This is a genomic window from Pantoea brenneri (assembly GCF_038594305.1).
Classification (GTDB): domain Bacteria; phylum Pseudomonadota; class Gammaproteobacteria; order Enterobacterales; family Enterobacteriaceae; genus Pantoea; species Pantoea brenneri.
In genome coordinates this window covers 413,230-429,413 of the sequence record NZ_JBCGBG010000002.1, presented here as the reverse complement: position 1 = coordinate 429,413, position 16,184 = coordinate 413,230, and the positions used below count along the sequence as shown (strand labels likewise).

The window sequence follows — 16,184 nt, the reverse complement described above, 5'->3', positions numbered from 1 at the left end:
GTAGTTTTAATTTAGCTACGCCCGCTAAAGTCTCATCAGGAATGGGTCTTTATGGCGTGGCTCTATTAACCGCATTCAGGGCACATTAGCTGCCGCCGGCTTAGCATGCGGCCCTGATACGCAGCACAACCACCGAACAACTGCCGCGAGTGGATGATTGATTCGCACAGCCAGAAAAACTGAACCTGATGCATTACGTATTGATGTACGGCTGGCGATTTATTGCAGCAGTCTGGGCTACAGGTCACATTAATTTTAAAACTCCGCCTTTCTGCCGTTCTTTTTTATCATTACGGATACGCTGAAGCTCTCATTTATTTTTGCCAGAACAGCTATATTGATCGTTACGGATTAATTTATATCAGCCCGCTTAATTGATGCCAGAAAAAAGGAGAGAGGGAATAAATCTTCCTGCGATGGATTAAGCACATGAATCGATGAGAGGTTTATCATGAAAAAATCAGCCTGTAGTGAACTGCACGGCAGAATTATTCATGCAAGAACGATTCTACCCGCCAGAAATATTGCACTTTACGAGGTCGATTTTGAAAATGGCACCACAGCGGTGTTACGCGTCAGCACAACGTTTCCGTTACGGGAAGGCGACACTATTGAACGAATTAATGATGTCTGGCGTTCGGGCCAGCATGTCATTACGCCCTCCCCGTTCGAGTTCGTGGAGAAGCGTGAATCCCAGCGCTATTTCATTGAATATGAGCGTTAATCAGAAATTGTCAGGGTTGAATTTAACCCGCGGCGGCAGGAAAGGCGAAACCTGAACTTCGCAATCCATTGATAGTTATAAATATGATAATTAAAAATATAACGACCCCGCCAGTCAGGGCGGCGATTGCAGGTTGCCGTCCGATTGCGTGAGCCGTTAATCCCGGCTGCTTTTTTGTACTTTCTAAATGATGAACAGTGACTTACAGTGCGGACACAGCACGGCCTGACCTTTGTTCTTTTTCGCGATCAACTGCCGGGAGAACTTCTTACACACCGGGCACTGCGTATTCGTTTCGTTGTTGTGCAAGGCGTCGAAAAGAAAGCTTAACCAGGTCATGTCCGTATCCTCTGAAGTGGGGCAATCAGCGTAGCACAGCGCGAAATAATTAGCTTTTTATATAAGTCACCGCTGGTTAAATAAAGTTAACATCCGGACAAGTCTGCCTTTTTATTTTTCTGTTTTTATTTTCTGATCATCGTCAGCAGCACGCCGGTTTTATTAACATCGGTGCCAAAGGTGCAAACAAGACTATAATTAACCTATCGGAATCTGCTATCACCTGTGGCGCCCTCTTCCTTTTTCTCACCCTTTCTTTTTTTTCGGACCCAGAACCTGCGCGAGCGCAAGGAAATAAATGTGAAAATAAATCTGACGACGTGGTTCAGTCGGGAAAGCGAATTGCCAGCCGATCATTTTCCGCTATTCCCGCCAGAAGGTATTTATCAGGCCCAGCGGCCCGATATTTTTTCTGCTGAACAAATGGATAACTACGGCGAGAAATTAGCAAAAACACACCAGCTGTCGAGCGGTAAATGGTCCTACCGGCTGCTACAGCAGCTGGCGGATAACGAGCTGTCACTGACGCAGAGCGCTGAGATCCTCAGCGAGGGCGATAAACGCAGCCAGACACCGGCCGCCGTCTGGCTGCTGGATAATTTCTACATCATTGAAGAGCAAATCCGGCTGGTACGACACCTGTTACCGGCAAAGTTCGGTAAAGGATTACCGATGCTGGAACAATCGGCGCATTACCTGCGCATTCAGGCGATCGCCGAAGAGATGATCAAGCACAGCGATGGCCGGCTTGAAACCAGCGTGCTGCTGCCGTTTATCGCCGCCTATCAGCGTGTCACCCCGCTGCTGCTCGGCGAACTGTGGGCGATGCCCGCCATGTTGCGCTTTGCGCTGATCAATAATCTGGCGCGGATTGCGGCAGAGGTCGCCAGGGTGCATCAGGAACGTAATAAAGCTGAAGAATGGATCACCGATATACTGGCCACCGCCGCCAAAGACAGCTCAAAAGTGATCCTCGTCATCGCCGATATGGCCCGTCAGAACCCACAGATTTCCGGCGCTTTCGTGGCTGAACTTGAACGCCGGCTAAGCGGCCAGAACAATACGCTCGCCTTAACCTGGGTTGAGCAACAGCTCGAAAACAGCGGCCGCAAAACCTCAGAGGTAATTGAACAGTTCAACCGCCAGCTGGCACTGAGTCAGCTGTCGGTCAGCAACAGTATCACCGGCCTGCGCCAGCTGGGCGAGATTGACTGGCAGGCCTTTGTTGAGTCGGTCAGCCAGGTTGAAGCTATTCTCCAGCAGGACCCGGCCGGCACTTATCCTCTGATGCACTTCGACAGTCGCGATGATTACCGCCACGTTATTGAACGTCTGGCGCGGCACAGTCGGTTCGATGAGCGGCAAGTGGCCCGGACGGTGCTGGATCTGGCCAGCCAGCCCGGACTTCCCCTGCGTCAGCAGCATGTCGGCTACTTCCTGCTGGATAAAGGCTATCTTCAGCTTGAACAGCGGCTTCAGGTTAACGTCACGTGGCTGAATAAGAGCCGCCAGCATCTCAGCCAGACACCTTTACTCTCCTGGCTGGGCAGCCTGCTGCTGCTGACCACCGCATTCAGCGCTGAGATGCTGGTCAGCACCCAGCAGGCCGGCATCGGGTCGTTACTCTGGCTGCTGGTGCTGCCGACCATTATCGTTAGCAGTCAGCTGGCGTTACAGCTGCTGAGCGAACTCACCACCCGAACCCGCCATCCGCTTCCGCTGCCGCGTCTCGATTACGCTAAGGCGATACCGCCGCACCATCAGACGCTGGTGGTGATCCCCTGTTTGCTGAGCAGCAACGCGGCCACCGACGCGCTGCTTCGCTCACTGGAGATCTGTTATCTCGGCAACGCCTTAGCCAATATCCGTTTTGCCTTACTGACCGACTTTACCGACAGCGCTGAACAGAATCATATTCATGATGCGGAGCTTATCCGTTATGCGGTACTGAAAACCGACGCGCTGAATCGCCGCTACAACGGCAGTGCCGCAGAGAGCGCGCTGTTTTCACTGCTGCACCGCGATCGTACCCATAATATTTCGCAGGGCGTCTGGATGGGTTATGAACGTAAACGCGGCAAAATCCATGCGCTGAACCGCTGGCTGCAGGGAGAAGATAATAGTTTCAGCGTGACGGCGGGAGCGACCCAGGCGCAGCTGCACGGCGTCAGATACGTCATTACGCTCGACAGCGACACCATCCTGCCGCGCGAGACTGCACATAAACTGATTGGCGTGATGGCGCATCCGCTGAATGCGCCAGTGTTTGATACGCAGTTAAACCGGGTGGTTGAAGGTTATGCCATCCTTCAGCCCCGGCTGGCCGAGGAGATCCCGGTTCACGGTCAGGGCCGCTATGCCAGGCTGTGCAGCAGCGTGCCGGGTAATGATGCTTACTCCTCGCTCTCCTCAGATATTTATCAGGATCTGTTTGGCGAAGGATCGTTTGTCGGTAAAGGCATTTACGATGTGGCGGCTTTCTCGCGTGCCACCCGTAATACCTGTCCGGAAAACCTGGTACTGAGTCACGATCTGCTGGAAGGCTGTTACGCCCGCTCCGGTGTGGTCAGTAACGTGGTGCTCTATGAGCAATATCCGGCGAATTACCTGAGTGATGTCGCCCGGCGGTTTCGCTGGGTAAGAGGTGACTGGCAGCTGCTGAACTGGCTGCGGCCGCAGGTCCGGCTGGAGGATGGTCACCGGCAGAAAAACCCGCTCAGCCCGCTGTCCCGCTGGAAGTTAATCGATAACCTGCGCCGCAGTCTGGTCGCGCCTGCCCTGTTGTCGCTGGTGTTTATGCTCTGTACCCTGGTGCCGAATCCGGCCTTCTGGGCCGCCGGCATTATGCTGTTTCTGCTGCTGCCTGGCGTGCCAGCGCTGATCATTGATGGCGTGACCAAAAGTAAAAAACGCGCCTGGCGTCAGCACCTGCAGATCCTGTTTACCGATGCGTTTAACCGCATCTCCCGTGCTGGCCTGGCGCTGGCCGTGCTGCCGCACGAAAGCTACTGGTCGCTGAAAGCGATCATCGTCACCCTGTGGCGTCTGAACATCAGCCATCGCTACCTTAACGAGTGGAAGAGCGCCTCTGCAACTCCCTCCGCCGCCCACGATTTACGCTATTTTTACCGCTGCATGTGGATTAACCCACTGGCAGGCGTGGCGCTGGTGCTGCTGACCGGGCTGTCGATGCCCGCGTTGATCCATCTGGCACTGGCGCTGGGGTTACTCTGGACCATAACCCCGGCGCTGCTCAGCCGCATGAGCCAGCCTGTTGCGCCGAAGCGGATCGCGCTGTCAGCCGCACAACAGGGTTTTCTGCGCCGCACCGCCCGCGAAACCTGGGCGTGGTTCAGTGAATTTGCCGGTGACGAGAACAACCATCTGCCACCGGATAATCTGCAGGAAATCCCGCAGATGCGGATAGCGCACCGCACCTCACCCACCAATATCGGGCTGTCGCTGCTGGCTAACCTGACCGCATGGGATTTTGGCTACGTCAGTCAGGATCAGGTGATCAGGCGATCGCTTGCCACCCTCGATACCCTTGACCGGATGGAGCATTTCCGCGGCCATCTGTATAACTGGTATGACACCCAGACGTTACAGCCGCTCAATCCACGCTATGTCTCCAGCGTGGACAGCGGCAACATGGCGGCTCACCTGGTCACGCTACAGGCCGGGCTGGCGCAGTGGAAATATCAGCCGGTGATCGCCCCGACAGCCATGCTGGACGGTCTGCGTGACACGTTTTTACTGCTCCAGGCGCAGCTCGGTACGCACCAGCACGACCTGCTGGCTAACATCGACGCCCGGCTACGGGCGATGGCACACGCCTCACCCGCTAACCTGTTATCCGAACTGGAGGCGCTGCTACCGCTGAGTGCCGAGCTACAACAGCGCTATCAACCGACAGGCCGCATCAACTGGCCTGCCCTGTTCCACCAGCAGCTCGATGACTTCGCCCAGGAGTGGCGTCGCTTTTTCAGCTGGGTCACACCGCAGGCACCTTTCCCGGCTGAGATGCCGTCCCTGCTGTGGCTGGCTGAATTAAGTCAGCATCGCCCTGGACTGACCCGGCAACAGAGCGATCCGGTGGTGTGGGCCGCCCGTGAGCGGATGGCCGCGCTGCTGGAGCTGGACAGCCGTCTTAGCGATCACGCCAGCATGGACTTCCGCTTCTTATATTTTCCGGCCACGTCGTTGCTCAGCGTGGGCTACAACATCGACAGCGGTCTGCTCGACGCCAGCAAATATGACCTGTTCCCGTCAGAAGTGCGGCTGACCCACTATTTCGCCATCTCCGCCAATCAGCTGCCGGCCAAAAGCTGGTTTGTGCTGGGTCGCCTCTTTACCCGGCTGGATAATCAGCCCGCCGTGATGTCGTGGAGCGGCTCGATGTTTGAATATCTGATGCCGCATCTGGTGATGCCGGTCTACCCCGATACGCTGCTGGAAAAGATGGCGTTATCGGCGGTCAGGCAGCAGATCCGTTCCGCGAAAACGACCGGTACGCCGTGGGGAGTGTCGGAATCCGGTTATGCCGCCTTTGACGTGAATCATAACTATCAGTACCGGGCATTCGGCACGCCCGAATTAGGGTTAAAACGCGGCCTGAATGATGACCTGGTGGTTGCGCCTTACGCCACGCTGCTGGCGCTGATGGTACTGCCGCAGGAGGCGACCGATAACCTGCTCAGGCTGAAAGTGATGGGCGCAAAAGGTGAATATGGCTATTACGAGGCGCTGGATTTCACCGCCGATCGGCTGGCTCCCGGCCAGCCATTTACCCTGGTCAAATCCTATATGGCCCATCATCAGGCGATGGGATTTCTGGCGCTGTCGCACCTGCTGCTGGGCGCGCCGATGGTGGCCCGCTTCATGTCCAGCGCGCTGTTTCAGTCGTCGCGCCTGCTGCTGCAGGAAAAAGTGCCGGATGATATCGAGCTGTACACTCCGCGCCGCAGCTTCGACGAGACGGTCGATAACAAACTGCAGCGTAGCGTGCCCGACCAGCGTGAGTTCAGCGGTTCCGATCCGCGCCAGCCACAGCTTCAGCTGCTTTCCAATGCCAATTATCATCTGATGGTGACCCACTCCGGCGCGGGCTACAGCCTGTGGAAGGGGCTGGCGCTGACCCGCTGGCGGGCAGACGGCACCCGTAATCAGTACGGCACGTTCTGCTATGTCACCGACCATCATTCCGGCGACGTCATCAGCCACAGCTATCAGCCCACCTGCTGTGCACGACCCGACTATAAGGCCCGCTTCAATGATGCCGGTATTGAGTTTGACGCCGCGGGCACCACGTTCAGCATCCATACCCACATCGTGGTCTCGCCGGAAGATGATGTCGAGATCAGACGGATAACCGTCACTAATCGTTCCCGTCAGCCGCGCCGGTTCGATATCACCAGCTATGCCGAAGTGGTGCTGGCACCGCCCGCCAGCGATCTGGCCCATCCCGCCTTCAGTAACCTTTTTGTACAGACAGAAATTTTGCCGGGGCTGGAAGCGATTCTGGCGCATCGCCGGCCGCGAGAAGAGCAGGAAGTGACGGCGTGGATGTTTCATGCGATGGCGATCCATGGCAATACCGACCGTGAAACTTCCTATGAAACCGACCGGGCCCGCTTCCTCGGACGGGGCAATAGCCGTGCCAATCCGCAGGCACTGACGCCTGGCGGGGAGCTGACCGGTCATCAGGGCGCGGTACTGGACCCGCTACTGTCGATTCGCCAGACCGTCGGTCTCAAAGCCGGTGAAGCGGTCACCATCGATATGCTTTATGGCGTGACGCCGCAGCGCGACACCACGGTTGCGCTGATCGAGAAGTACCGTAACCATATCAGCGCCGATCGGGTGTTCGAACTGGCCTGGTCGCACAGTCAGGTAGCGCTGCGTCAGCTGAATATCCGCACGGAAGATACCGGCCTGTTTAATCAGCTGGCCAGTGCGCTGCTGTTCCCTTCCGCCGAGATGCGTGGCGATCTCAGTAATCTGCTGCAAAACCGGCTGGGTCAGGCGTCCTTATGGCGTCATGCGATCTCAGGTGATCTGCCGATTCTGCTGGTACGTATCGGGAACAACGACCAGCTTGATTTGATCACCACGGTTATCCAGGCGCATCAGTACTGGCGTCAGAAAGGCCTGACGATCGACCTGATAATCATGAACAGCGATCAGGGCGGCTACCAGCAGAACCTCTACAACCAGCTCACCACCCTGATCCCGGCGGGCGAAGAGCGACAACAGGTCGACAAGCCCGGCGGGATCTTTATTCGGAAGAGTGAAAGTTTCTCCGCAGAAGATTTGCGGCTGTTGCTGAGCGTGGCAGCCGTGGTGCTGGAAGGCCGCGATGGCAGCCTGGCCGATCAGCTCAGCGCGCTGTTGAAACCGCTACGCATGCCGCCCGCTTATCCGTTTATCGCCAGCAGCAAAACGCCTGAACCGGCGGCGGTACGCTTTTCCCCGGATGGGTTGCAGTTTTTCAACGGTAGCGGCGGCTTTAGCGCCGACGGCAGTGAATATCAGATCATTCTTTCCGGTCAGCAGCAGACGCCCGCACCGTGGAGTAACGTGCTGGCTAACAGCCAGTCAGGCAGCGTTATCTCTGAAAGTGGCCAGGCCTATAGCTGGTATGAAAACGCGCATGAATATCGCCTGACGCCGTGGCACAACGATCCGGTGAGTGATAGCAGTGGTGAAGCGCTCTATTTACGTGATGAAGAGAGCGGCGATGTCTGGTCGCCCACGCCTCTGCCGATCCGGGGAACAGGCGATTACCTGACCCGTCACGGCTTCGGTTACAGCTGTTTTGAACACACGGAGCAGGGCATCAGCAGCACCTTAACGGTATTCATGGCTGAACAGGCGCCGGTCAGGCTGTCACTGCTGACGCTGAGTAACCAGTCGGGACGGACCCGTAATTTGTCGATCACCGGCTACGTCGAATGGGTTCTGGGTGAGCTGGCGAGCCGATCGGCGCAGCACGTGGTGACCTCGGCTGCCACCCTGGGTAGCGGTAATGCGGTGCTGGCTAAAAACTTCTATAACAGCGCGGGTTCAGCGCGCACCGCCTTTTTCGCCGTTACCGGCACGCAGATTGCCCATAGCGGCAACAGGCTGGAGTGCCTGGGCCGTAACGGCACCACGCGGCAGCCAGCCATGATGAATTTTCGCGGCCTGTCGGGCAATACCGGCGCCGGGCTGGATCCCTGTGCCGCGCTGCAGACGCTGACTACGCTGATAGACGGTGACAGCCGCAGCTTTGTTTTTGCCCTTGGCGTGGGTGAGGATGAAGCGGCAGCAATCACGCTGATGCAACAGCTGTTGTCAGCCGAACAGGCCAGCAATGAGCTGGCAAAGGTAAAACGCTACTGGCAAAGCGTGCTGACTAAAGTACAGATTCAAACGCCTGATCCGGCGGTGGATCTGCTGGCCAACGGCTGGCTGCTGTATCAGACGCTGGCCAGTCGCTTACTGGCGCGCAGCGGTTATTACCAGTCCGGCGGAGCTTACGGTTTCCGCGATCAGCTACAGGATACGCTGGCGCTGACCCATGCGGCACCGCAGCGTCTGCGCGATCAGCTGTTGCTGTGCGCCTCGAGGCAGTTTATTGAGGGCGACGTTCAGCACTGGTGGCATCCACCTGGCGGCCGCGGCGTCAGAACCCGCTGCTCCGACGACTATCTCTGGCTCCCCTATGCGCTGTGCCACTACGTGCAGGCGACTGAGGATATAGCGCTGCTGTCACAGCCTGTCAGTTATCTCGAAGGCCGCTTACTGGCGGCGGATGAAGAATCGGTGTATGAGCTGCCCGGCATCAGCAAGGTCAGTGAAACGCTGTGGCAGCATGCGGTTCGTGCGGTGAAACACGCCCTGCGCTTTGGTCAGCACGGTTTACCGCTGATGGGATCGGGCGACTGGAATGACGGCATGAGCACGGTCGGAATTGCCGGCAAAGGGGAAAGCGTCTGGCTCGGCTTTTTCCTTTATACGGTGCTGTCCCGTTTCGCCGCGCTGGCGGTTCGGGTCGGTGACAATCAGACTGCCGGGCTGTGTCAGCGCCATGCGCAGGATCTTAAAACCGCGCTCAACGGTGCGGCCTGGGATGGTGAATGGTATCTGCGCGGATTCTTTGACAGCGGTCAGACGCTTGGCTCTCACGTTGATCCGGAATGCCGCATCGACGCGATTGCCCAGAGCTGGTCGGTATTGTCCGGGGCGGGTGACGCTGCCAAAAGCCAGTCCGCGATGGATGCGCTGTTCCGGCATCTGGTCGATCAGCAGAACGGGCTGATTAAACTGCTGACGCCGCCTTTCGATGGCGCAGGCCCTAATCCGGGCTACATTCGCGGCTACTTGCCTGGGGTGCGCGAAAATGGCGGGCAGTACACGCACGGTGCGCTGTGGGCGATCATGGCCTTTGCGGCACGCGGCGAAACCGAACGTGCCTGGTCGCTGTTCTCGATGATTAATCCGGTTAATCACAGCAGCGATCAGCAGCGTTCGGCGATCTACAAAGTTGAACCCTACGTGATGGCCGCGGACGTCTATGCGGCAGAAGGTCACAGCGGGCGCGGCGGCTGGACCTGGTACACCGGCTCTTCCGGCTGGGCTTACCAGCTGATTACCGAAAGCCTGCTTGGGATCACCCGACGCGGCGCGCGCCTCTCTGTCCGCCCCCGGCTTCCCGCTGGCTGGCGCGAGGTAAAGGTGGTCTACCGTGAAGGAGATGGCATCTATAACATCACCGTGTCACGCGGTGACGGCGAATGGCAGCTGTGGCTGGATGGTGAGCAGTGTGACGGCGATGAAATAGTGCTGGAGAGCCAGCAAAAAGTGCATTAGGTGGTGGTTCAGCTGCCAGCCGAAAAGGCCTGAATCAAAGCGGGTGGATTAACGGTATTTAAGGCGTTGTCCGCAGTCCGTCACGGCTGCGGACAATTCCAGCCGCCAGCGATCGCGCCGATGGCTGAGCCTGGCGCGCTGCGGCTAGCTGATTCACACCACTGCGCTTGCTGCCCGCTTCAGCAAGGGGCGGCGTGAGTATGATAAATCTTGCTGACCACGCTCCAGCGCCCGTTTATTTTCAGTAGATTGAAAAAATCAGTAAAGCGAAAACCCGATATGTCGTCGGTATCGATGCGGGCGCTGGCGGCCGTACCTACAATGTCGACGCGAACAACCGCGGCCTGCGCGTCGGGAGAAGGACGGAAGGCGGTGTCGATGGTGTCAAACAGTCCCTGAATGGGACCACCGCTAAGATTACCGTTGTCGTCAACGCCAAATATTGTGGCTTGATCACTAAAAGCCGGTTTCATCAGCGCACTGTTCGCCAGCTTCCCGCCCTCGTTGTACTGATTCAGCACATCCAGAATAGCGTTGTAGTCCTGCACGTAGGTGGTGTCAGTCATCTCTTTTTACTCCATTTTGATTACGCGGCTATCTGTTCAGATAACCGCCTGATTTGATGCCGGAACAAGGCAGGTCATATCCCTCACCCTGCCGATCCTATTTTGTAGTGACCACTAAATAATGTAACCATTGTATAGTGATCGCTATGTAAAGTGTCAAGCAAATAACCGGAAGGCACGCTATGAAAACTCCCGTTCGGCCTGACGCCGTGGAAAAGCCCAAAGGCCGGCCGCGCAGCTTTGACCGTGATAAGGCGTTGCTGAAGGCGCTGGATCTTTTCTGGCGCAAAGGCTTTGAGCCGGCATCGGTTGCCGAGCTTTGTGCCGCAATGGAGATCAACCCGCCCAGCCTCTATTCCGCCTTTGGCAACAAGGCCAGCCTGTTTCTGGAAGCGGTAAATTACTACGAGCGGGTTTACTGGCAGGCAAGCTGGGCGCGGCTTGAAGAGGCCCAGGAGATCGCTGAGGCCATTGACAGATTCTTCAGTGAAGCTGCCGATATCCTGCTCTCCCCTTCTGCACCCTGTGGCTGCATGGTGGTTCTGGCGGCGATCAATGTCTCTGCCGAATCAGCCGATGTGGTCAGGGCGGTCAGTCTTCTCAGGCAGGAGGGAAAAGATCTGTTTGAAAAACGGCTGAGCCGGGCGGTGCAGGAACAGCAGCTGCCCGCGGAAACCAATACCGCTGCGCTGGCTACCGTGCTGAACACCCTGCTGGAAGGCATGTCGATTGAAGCGAAGGACGGCGCCACGCCTGAAAGCCTGAAACTGATCGGCCAGCATGCCGTCAGGCTGCTGCAGCCGCTCAGCACCCGATCGCACAATATGTAATAGTCAGTACTAGACGACCGGTCAGTTTTTAAATAGAGTATCCGCATTATGAAAAAACACGCGACAGATATGCGCCAGCACATCATTGATGTGGCACGGGCGATTATTACGCATAAGGGTTACAGCGCCGTCGGGCTTTCCGAGATAGTCCAGGCTGCCGGTATTCCCAAGGGCTCGTTTTACTACTACTTCAAATCCAAGGAAGAGTTTGCAGAAGCGCTGCTGGAGCACTACTTCAGCCACTATCTGCAGGAAGTAGACCACCAGCTGAGCGGTGCCGGAACGGCCAGAGAGCGGCTGCTGCGCTATTTCGCCTTCTGGAAGACCACCCAGGGCGCGGACCTGCCAGAAAGCAAATGCCTGGTGGTCAAGCTCGGTGCAGAAGTCTGCGATCAGTACGACAGCATGCGTCAGGTACTGGCGACGGGCACTCAGGAAATTGTGCACAAAATTGCTGGCTGTATCCGGCTGGGACAGGAAGACGGTTCGCTGTCTGCGGTGAGCGATGCCGGTGAGCTGGCTGAAGAACTTTATCAGCTCTGGCTGGGCGCTTCCCTGATGGCAAAAATTCACGATCCGGACAACGCCTTCGGCAAAGCAATGAAGGCAACAACACGGCTGCTCGGGTAGCCGTGTTTTTTTATCCATTTACTAGACGACCGGTCAACTATTAAGAGGTTTATATGACTGACAACAGTACCCGTACCGATTTATTTTCTCCCGTCGCGATGGGCAGCCTTGAGCTGGCTAACCGCATTGTAATGGCACCCGTTACCCGCAGCCGTTACGGTGAGGATGGCGTGCCTGATGAACTGCATGCGACCTACTATGCGCAGCGTGCCGGCGCGGGCCTGATTATTTCAGAAGCCACCAACATCTCGGCTCAGGGCCGCGGTTATGCCGCCACGCCGGGGATCTGGAAAGAAGAGCAGGTCGCTGGCTGGAAAAAAGTGACGGACGCGGTCCACGCTCAGGGTGGAAAAATCGTCTGCCAGCTGTGGCACGTTGGCCGTTTTTCAAGCGTGGAGCTGCAGCCTGACGGTGCAAGTCCGGTTGCGCCATCCGCCATTAAAGCTGACGGCCAGACCTATACCGTGAATGGTTTTGTGCCGGTTTCTACACCGCGCGCGCTCGAAACAGCAGAAATTCCCGGCATTATCGAACAGTACAAACACGCAGCAGAAAACGCGCTGCGGGCAGGTTTTGACGGCGTTGAGGTGCATTCAGCCAACAGCTACCTGCTTGACCAGTTCCTGCGGGACTCCACCAATCACCGTACCGACAGCTACGGTGGCTCCATCGAAAACCGGGCCCGCCTGACGCTGGAAGTCACCGAAGCCATCGTTAACATCTGGGGTAATGACCGGGTCGGTATCCGCCTGTCGCCGGTTACGCCTGACGCCGGAAATACCCCGCCGGACAGCAACGTGATGGCGATGTATGGCTATCTCATCCAGCAGTTGAACCGCTTTAACCTGGCCTGGCTGCACTTTGTCGAAGGTGCAACGGCCACCTCGCGCGACGTGCCTGCCGATGTGGATATGGATGCGCTGAGCGCGCAGTTCACAGGTCCGTTTATCGGTAACAACAACTACGATTTGGAGATGGCTATCAGCCGCCGTAACGCAGGGATTATCGATGCCGTCGCCTTTGGCCGCCTGTTCATTTCCAACCCGGATCTGGTGAAGCGCCTGCGTTACGGTGCGGAACTGACCATTGCGCCGAAAGAAGCGTATTACGGCGGTGGCGCTAAGGGTTATACCGACTGGCCGCAAGGCAATTACTGATAGCGAGCGGCGGGGATCCCCCCGCCTTTTCCGGATAAAGAAGGACCAGAAATGAATCATCTGCAGAATAAAACGGCGGTTATTACCGGCGCATCATCGGGTATTGGCGCTGCAGCCGCGCGGGAACTGGCACGTCACGGCGTAAACATCGTTGCGGCCGCGCTGGACCAGGATGGCCTTGACCGGTTAGTGGCAAGCATCAAATCAGACGGCGGCCAGGCTGCTGGCCGGGTGACCGACGTAACACGTCTGGAGGAAACACAGGCGCTGGTTAACTACGCCACTGAGACCTTTGGTCAGGTTGATATCCTGATCAACAACGCCGGCCTGATGCTTTTCTCCGGCTGGAGCGACGTGGTGTGGGAAGACTGGAACAAAATGGTCGACGTCAATATCAAGGGATATCTGAACGCCATTGCGGCAGTGCTGCCGGCAATGCTGGAGCGGGAAGATGGCCAGATACTGAACATGGCGTCCGTGGCGGGCCATCAGGTCGATGCCGGTGCCGGCGTATACAGCGCCACCAAATTTTTTGTCCATGCGATGACGGAATCGATGCGCAAAGATCCGGGCGTGAACAAGGGTATTCGCGTCAACACAATCAGTCCCGGCGTCATCAACACCGGCTGGGCCGATAAGGTCAGCGATCCGGAAGGTCGTAAAGTGGCGCAGGCGCTGAACAACATTGCCATCAGCCCGCAGGATGTGGCCAGCGCCGTGGTGTATGCGCTTAATCAGCCGAAAAACGTGACGGTTAATGACCTGATTATCTCGCCTGCCCGGCAGAACTGGTAAAGTGCAGCAGGCAGCCTGCTGGCTGCCCTCTGGAAACATTGCCGGGTATCCAGCTCCCTTCCCTTCTCGCCTCAAAAACGCGGTTATTAGTGATGCATCAACTTCACTCAGTAGCATCATTGCCAGCCACGCGCTGATCGGCTCTGATCCGATAGATTAGGTGGAATGTAGGCGACTATAGTGATTGAGCTGCGCTTTAGCGGTCAGCTTGCGTGGCGGCATCTGCTACCAGAGCATTACTTTTACGGTTCAGTAACTTCAGCAAGGATTGCAGATCGCGCAGCACCTGATCAAGACGCTGCATATTTCCCACCAGCCGATCGTAGGCAAGCGAACCCGGCTGCAACCCCTTCAGGCTGCTGTTCAGCTCACGTAATGCGTGTTGCAGTTCAACCGGCAGGGTTTGCATGGCCGGACTGGCGGTCAGCTGATTCAAATCTTTCACTGTTTGTTGTAATTCAACCATCGTGCGCTGGCTTTGTTTCAGCGTCGCGCTGGTCTGCATTACCAGTGGAGTAAGCGGCAAATGATTGACCTTATCCAGCACTGACACCAGTTTCTGTTGTAGCTGGTTCAGCCCGCCGGGCGCGGTCGGGATGATTTCATAGCCAGCGATAAACTGCGGCCCGGTGTACGCCGCCACATCGGTTAAAAAATCCAAATCAATATAGAGTGCGCCAGACAGCAGACTGCTGGTTCTCAGCGTGGCACGCATTCCACGGGCGATGCCACTCTTCAGCCGTTCGACCAGGTTAAAATCCGGCATCTCCCTGACAAATCGGTCCGGCTCCAGATTGATCAATACCGGCACGCGATAGTCCGTCGCCATATTCTGCGATCTGCCCGGTAAAACAAAAGGGACCTGGATAACGGTTCCGAGACGGATGCCGCGAAATTCAACCGGCGCACCCGGCTTCAGGCCACGCACCGAATCGGTGAATAACAGCAGGAAAGGCACACGCCGGGTGTAGTAGGACCGTTCAGTGCTCTGCCTGTCGTCAAAAAGCGGGTATTCGGCGTTATTACGCGCCACTCGCCCCGGCTCCCACCCTGATGGAACCGCAAAGCTGACACCCCCACTTAACAGCGAAACCACTGAATCTGACTCAACCCGCAGACCTGACGCCGAGCGGCCAACGTTAATCCCGCGCGTCTGCCAGAAGCGGGTGTTGTTGGTCACCAGACGATCATAAGGCGATGCGATAAACAGCCGATAGGTCATGCCGCGTCGCTGAGTGTCAAAGCGGCTGCTTTCAACTGACCCGACCCGGAAACCACTAAACATCACCGGATCGCCGGTCTGAAGCTGCCCTTTTTTCTGGCTATTCAGAATTACACGGATGCCCTGCGCATTGACGGATGCCAGCGGCGGAGCATCCAGTAGCGAGTAGCGCGTTAAGGGACTACCTGCATCGCCAGGCTGTAACGCGATATAAGCGCCGCTCATTAGCGTGCTGAGACCGGTAATGCCTTCGTGCCCTATTTGCGGTTTGACCAGCCAGAACATGCTGTTGCGGTGTAACAACTTCTCCATCCCCGGATGCAGACGTAGCTTAATCTCCACATGACGAAGATCCTCCGCCAGCGCGGTCGTCTCTACCTCGCCGATAATAATACTGCGGTTTTTAATCGGGGTATTGCCAGCTTTAATCCCTTCAGCAGTATCGGTAATCAGCGTGATCTGCGCACCCTGATGGCTGAAGTGATAAACCACCATTGCGGCAGCAGCCAGTAACGTCAGCAGCGGAATAATCCATATAACCCACCCGCGTGAAGGCGGTAAGGTCACAGCGCTGGTATCAGAATTTTTCATCTAATGGCGACTCCACATGAAAATAGCGATACCGCTGACAGTGACTGCCTTCATCGGGTAGCGAACTGGAAAAGCGCCAGCTATAAAATCCGATTGTTACCCAGCCATTCAAATTATTCTCTAACCATTATCTGATAATTTTATAGCGCGCCCGGTTATAACAAATTCGCTTTATGCTGCCGCTGATCACTATATTATTATACTTAACAGTTCTAACGGCGGCGCGAGGGCAATTAAATTCCACTCAGGACTAATTGCGCATGGAAATTCCGTCACCTAAATTATCGAAAAAATAAGTATAGCTATCCTGATGAACAGCAACAGAGACCTGCTGGATTTTTGTCGACTGAGATCACATCTGGCTGGATATTTAAAAAGTCAGGTCATCCGCAAAAGAGAACAAAGGCACTGAAAATACAGTTATTAGCGCAAAGATTTATTACTCCTGTCAAATTCGCCGTTAAAAAAATTCAACAA

9 protein-coding genes are annotated in these 16,184 nt (G+C 56.3%); 6 read left to right on the top strand and 3 right to left on the bottom strand.

Going from position 1 to position 16,184, the window contains the following annotated elements; all coding sequences use genetic code 11:
- Positions 1-451 precede the first annotated feature (451 nt).
- Positions 452-724 (top strand): hypothetical protein, encoded by a 273-nt coding sequence (locus AABB92_RS12740; protein WP_046289470.1) that lies wholly within the window; start codon positions 452-454, stop codon positions 722-724.
- Between the two features lie 183 nt (positions 725-907).
- Here AABB92_RS12740 and AABB92_RS12735 read toward each other — a convergent pair whose 3' ends face one another.
- Positions 908-1,063: a YnfU family zinc-binding protein gene (locus AABB92_RS12735; protein ID WP_238585868.1), complete on the bottom strand. Its 156-nt coding sequence runs from the start codon at positions 1,061-1,063 to the stop codon at positions 908-910.
- Between the two features lie 300 nt (positions 1,064-1,363).
- On the opposite strand from AABB92_RS12735, the gene AABB92_RS12730 reads away from it, so the two are divergent.
- Positions 1,364-9,916, top strand: coding sequence for a glycoside hydrolase family 94 protein (locus AABB92_RS12730; protein WP_052720654.1), 8,553 nt, complete (start codon positions 1,364-1,366; stop codon positions 9,914-9,916).
- A gap of 179 nt (positions 9,917-10,095) precedes the next feature.
- Here AABB92_RS12730 and AABB92_RS12725 read toward each other — a convergent pair whose 3' ends face one another.
- Positions 10,096-10,482, bottom strand: coding sequence for a nuclear transport factor 2 family protein (locus AABB92_RS12725; protein WP_031374935.1), 387 nt, complete (start codon positions 10,480-10,482; stop codon positions 10,096-10,098).
- 182 nt (positions 10,483-10,664) lie between these two features.
- Here AABB92_RS12725 and AABB92_RS12720 point away from each other — a divergent pair, with 182 nt between their 5' ends.
- The 4 genes from AABB92_RS12720 to AABB92_RS12705 are packed head-to-tail and all read left to right on the top strand — an operon-like array spanning position 10,665 to position 13,894.
- The gene (locus tag AABB92_RS12720; RefSeq protein ID WP_031374936.1) at positions 10,665-11,312 is read left to right on the top strand and encodes a TetR/AcrR family transcriptional regulator; all 648 of its coding nucleotides are present in this window, start codon (positions 10,665-10,667) and stop codon (positions 11,310-11,312) included.
- A 48-nt stretch (positions 11,313-11,360) separates the two neighbouring features.
- Positions 11,361-11,942 (top strand): TetR/AcrR family transcriptional regulator, encoded by a 582-nt coding sequence (locus tag AABB92_RS12715; RefSeq protein ID WP_031374937.1) that lies wholly within the window; start codon positions 11,361-11,363, stop codon positions 11,940-11,942.
- 53 nt (positions 11,943-11,995) lie between these two features.
- Positions 11,996-13,099, top strand: a complete 1,104-nt coding sequence (locus AABB92_RS12710) for an alkene reductase (RefSeq protein WP_031374938.1) — start codon at positions 11,996-11,998, stop codon at positions 13,097-13,099.
- A gap of 51 nt (positions 13,100-13,150) precedes the next feature.
- Complete coding sequence (locus AABB92_RS12705) at positions 13,151-13,894, top strand: SDR family oxidoreductase (protein WP_031374939.1); 744 nt, start codon at positions 13,151-13,153, stop codon at positions 13,892-13,894.
- Positions 13,895-14,090: 196 nt separating this feature from the next.
- On the opposite strand, the gene pqiB is transcribed toward AABB92_RS12705, so the two are convergent.
- The gene (gene pqiB / locus AABB92_RS12700) at positions 14,091-15,707 is read right to left on the bottom strand and encodes an intermembrane transport protein PqiB (RefSeq protein ID WP_031374940.1); all 1,617 of its coding nucleotides are present in this window, start codon (positions 15,705-15,707) and stop codon (positions 14,091-14,093) included.
- Between the last annotated feature and the right edge of the window lie 477 nt (positions 15,708-16,184).

What these genes read in the sequence shown, in the direction of transcription:
- AABB92_RS12740 (WP_046289470.1), top strand. Translation starts at nt 452, where the DNA reads ATGAAAAAATCAGCCTGTAGTGAACTGCACGGCAGAATTATTCATGCA.
- AABB92_RS12735 (WP_238585868.1), bottom strand. Translation starts at nt 1,063, where the DNA reads ATGACCTGGTTAAGCTTTCTTTTCGACGCCTTGCACAACAACGAAACG.
- AABB92_RS12725 (WP_031374935.1), bottom strand. Translation starts at nt 10,482, where the DNA reads ATGACTGACACCACCTACGTGCAGGACTACAACGCTATTCTGGATGTG.
- AABB92_RS12720 (WP_031374936.1), top strand. Translation starts at nt 10,665, where the DNA reads ATGAAAACTCCCGTTCGGCCTGACGCCGTGGAAAAGCCCAAAGGCCGG.
- AABB92_RS12715 (WP_031374937.1), top strand. Translation starts at nt 11,361, where the DNA reads ATGAAAAAACACGCGACAGATATGCGCCAGCACATCATTGATGTGGCA.
- AABB92_RS12710 (WP_031374938.1), top strand. Translation starts at nt 11,996, where the DNA reads ATGACTGACAACAGTACCCGTACCGATTTATTTTCTCCCGTCGCGATG.
- AABB92_RS12705 (WP_031374939.1), top strand. Translation starts at nt 13,151, where the DNA reads ATGAATCATCTGCAGAATAAAACGGCGGTTATTACCGGCGCATCATCG.
- pqiB (WP_031374940.1), bottom strand. Translation starts at nt 15,707, where the DNA reads ATGAAAAATTCTGATACCAGCGCTGTGACCTTACCGCCTTCACGCGGG.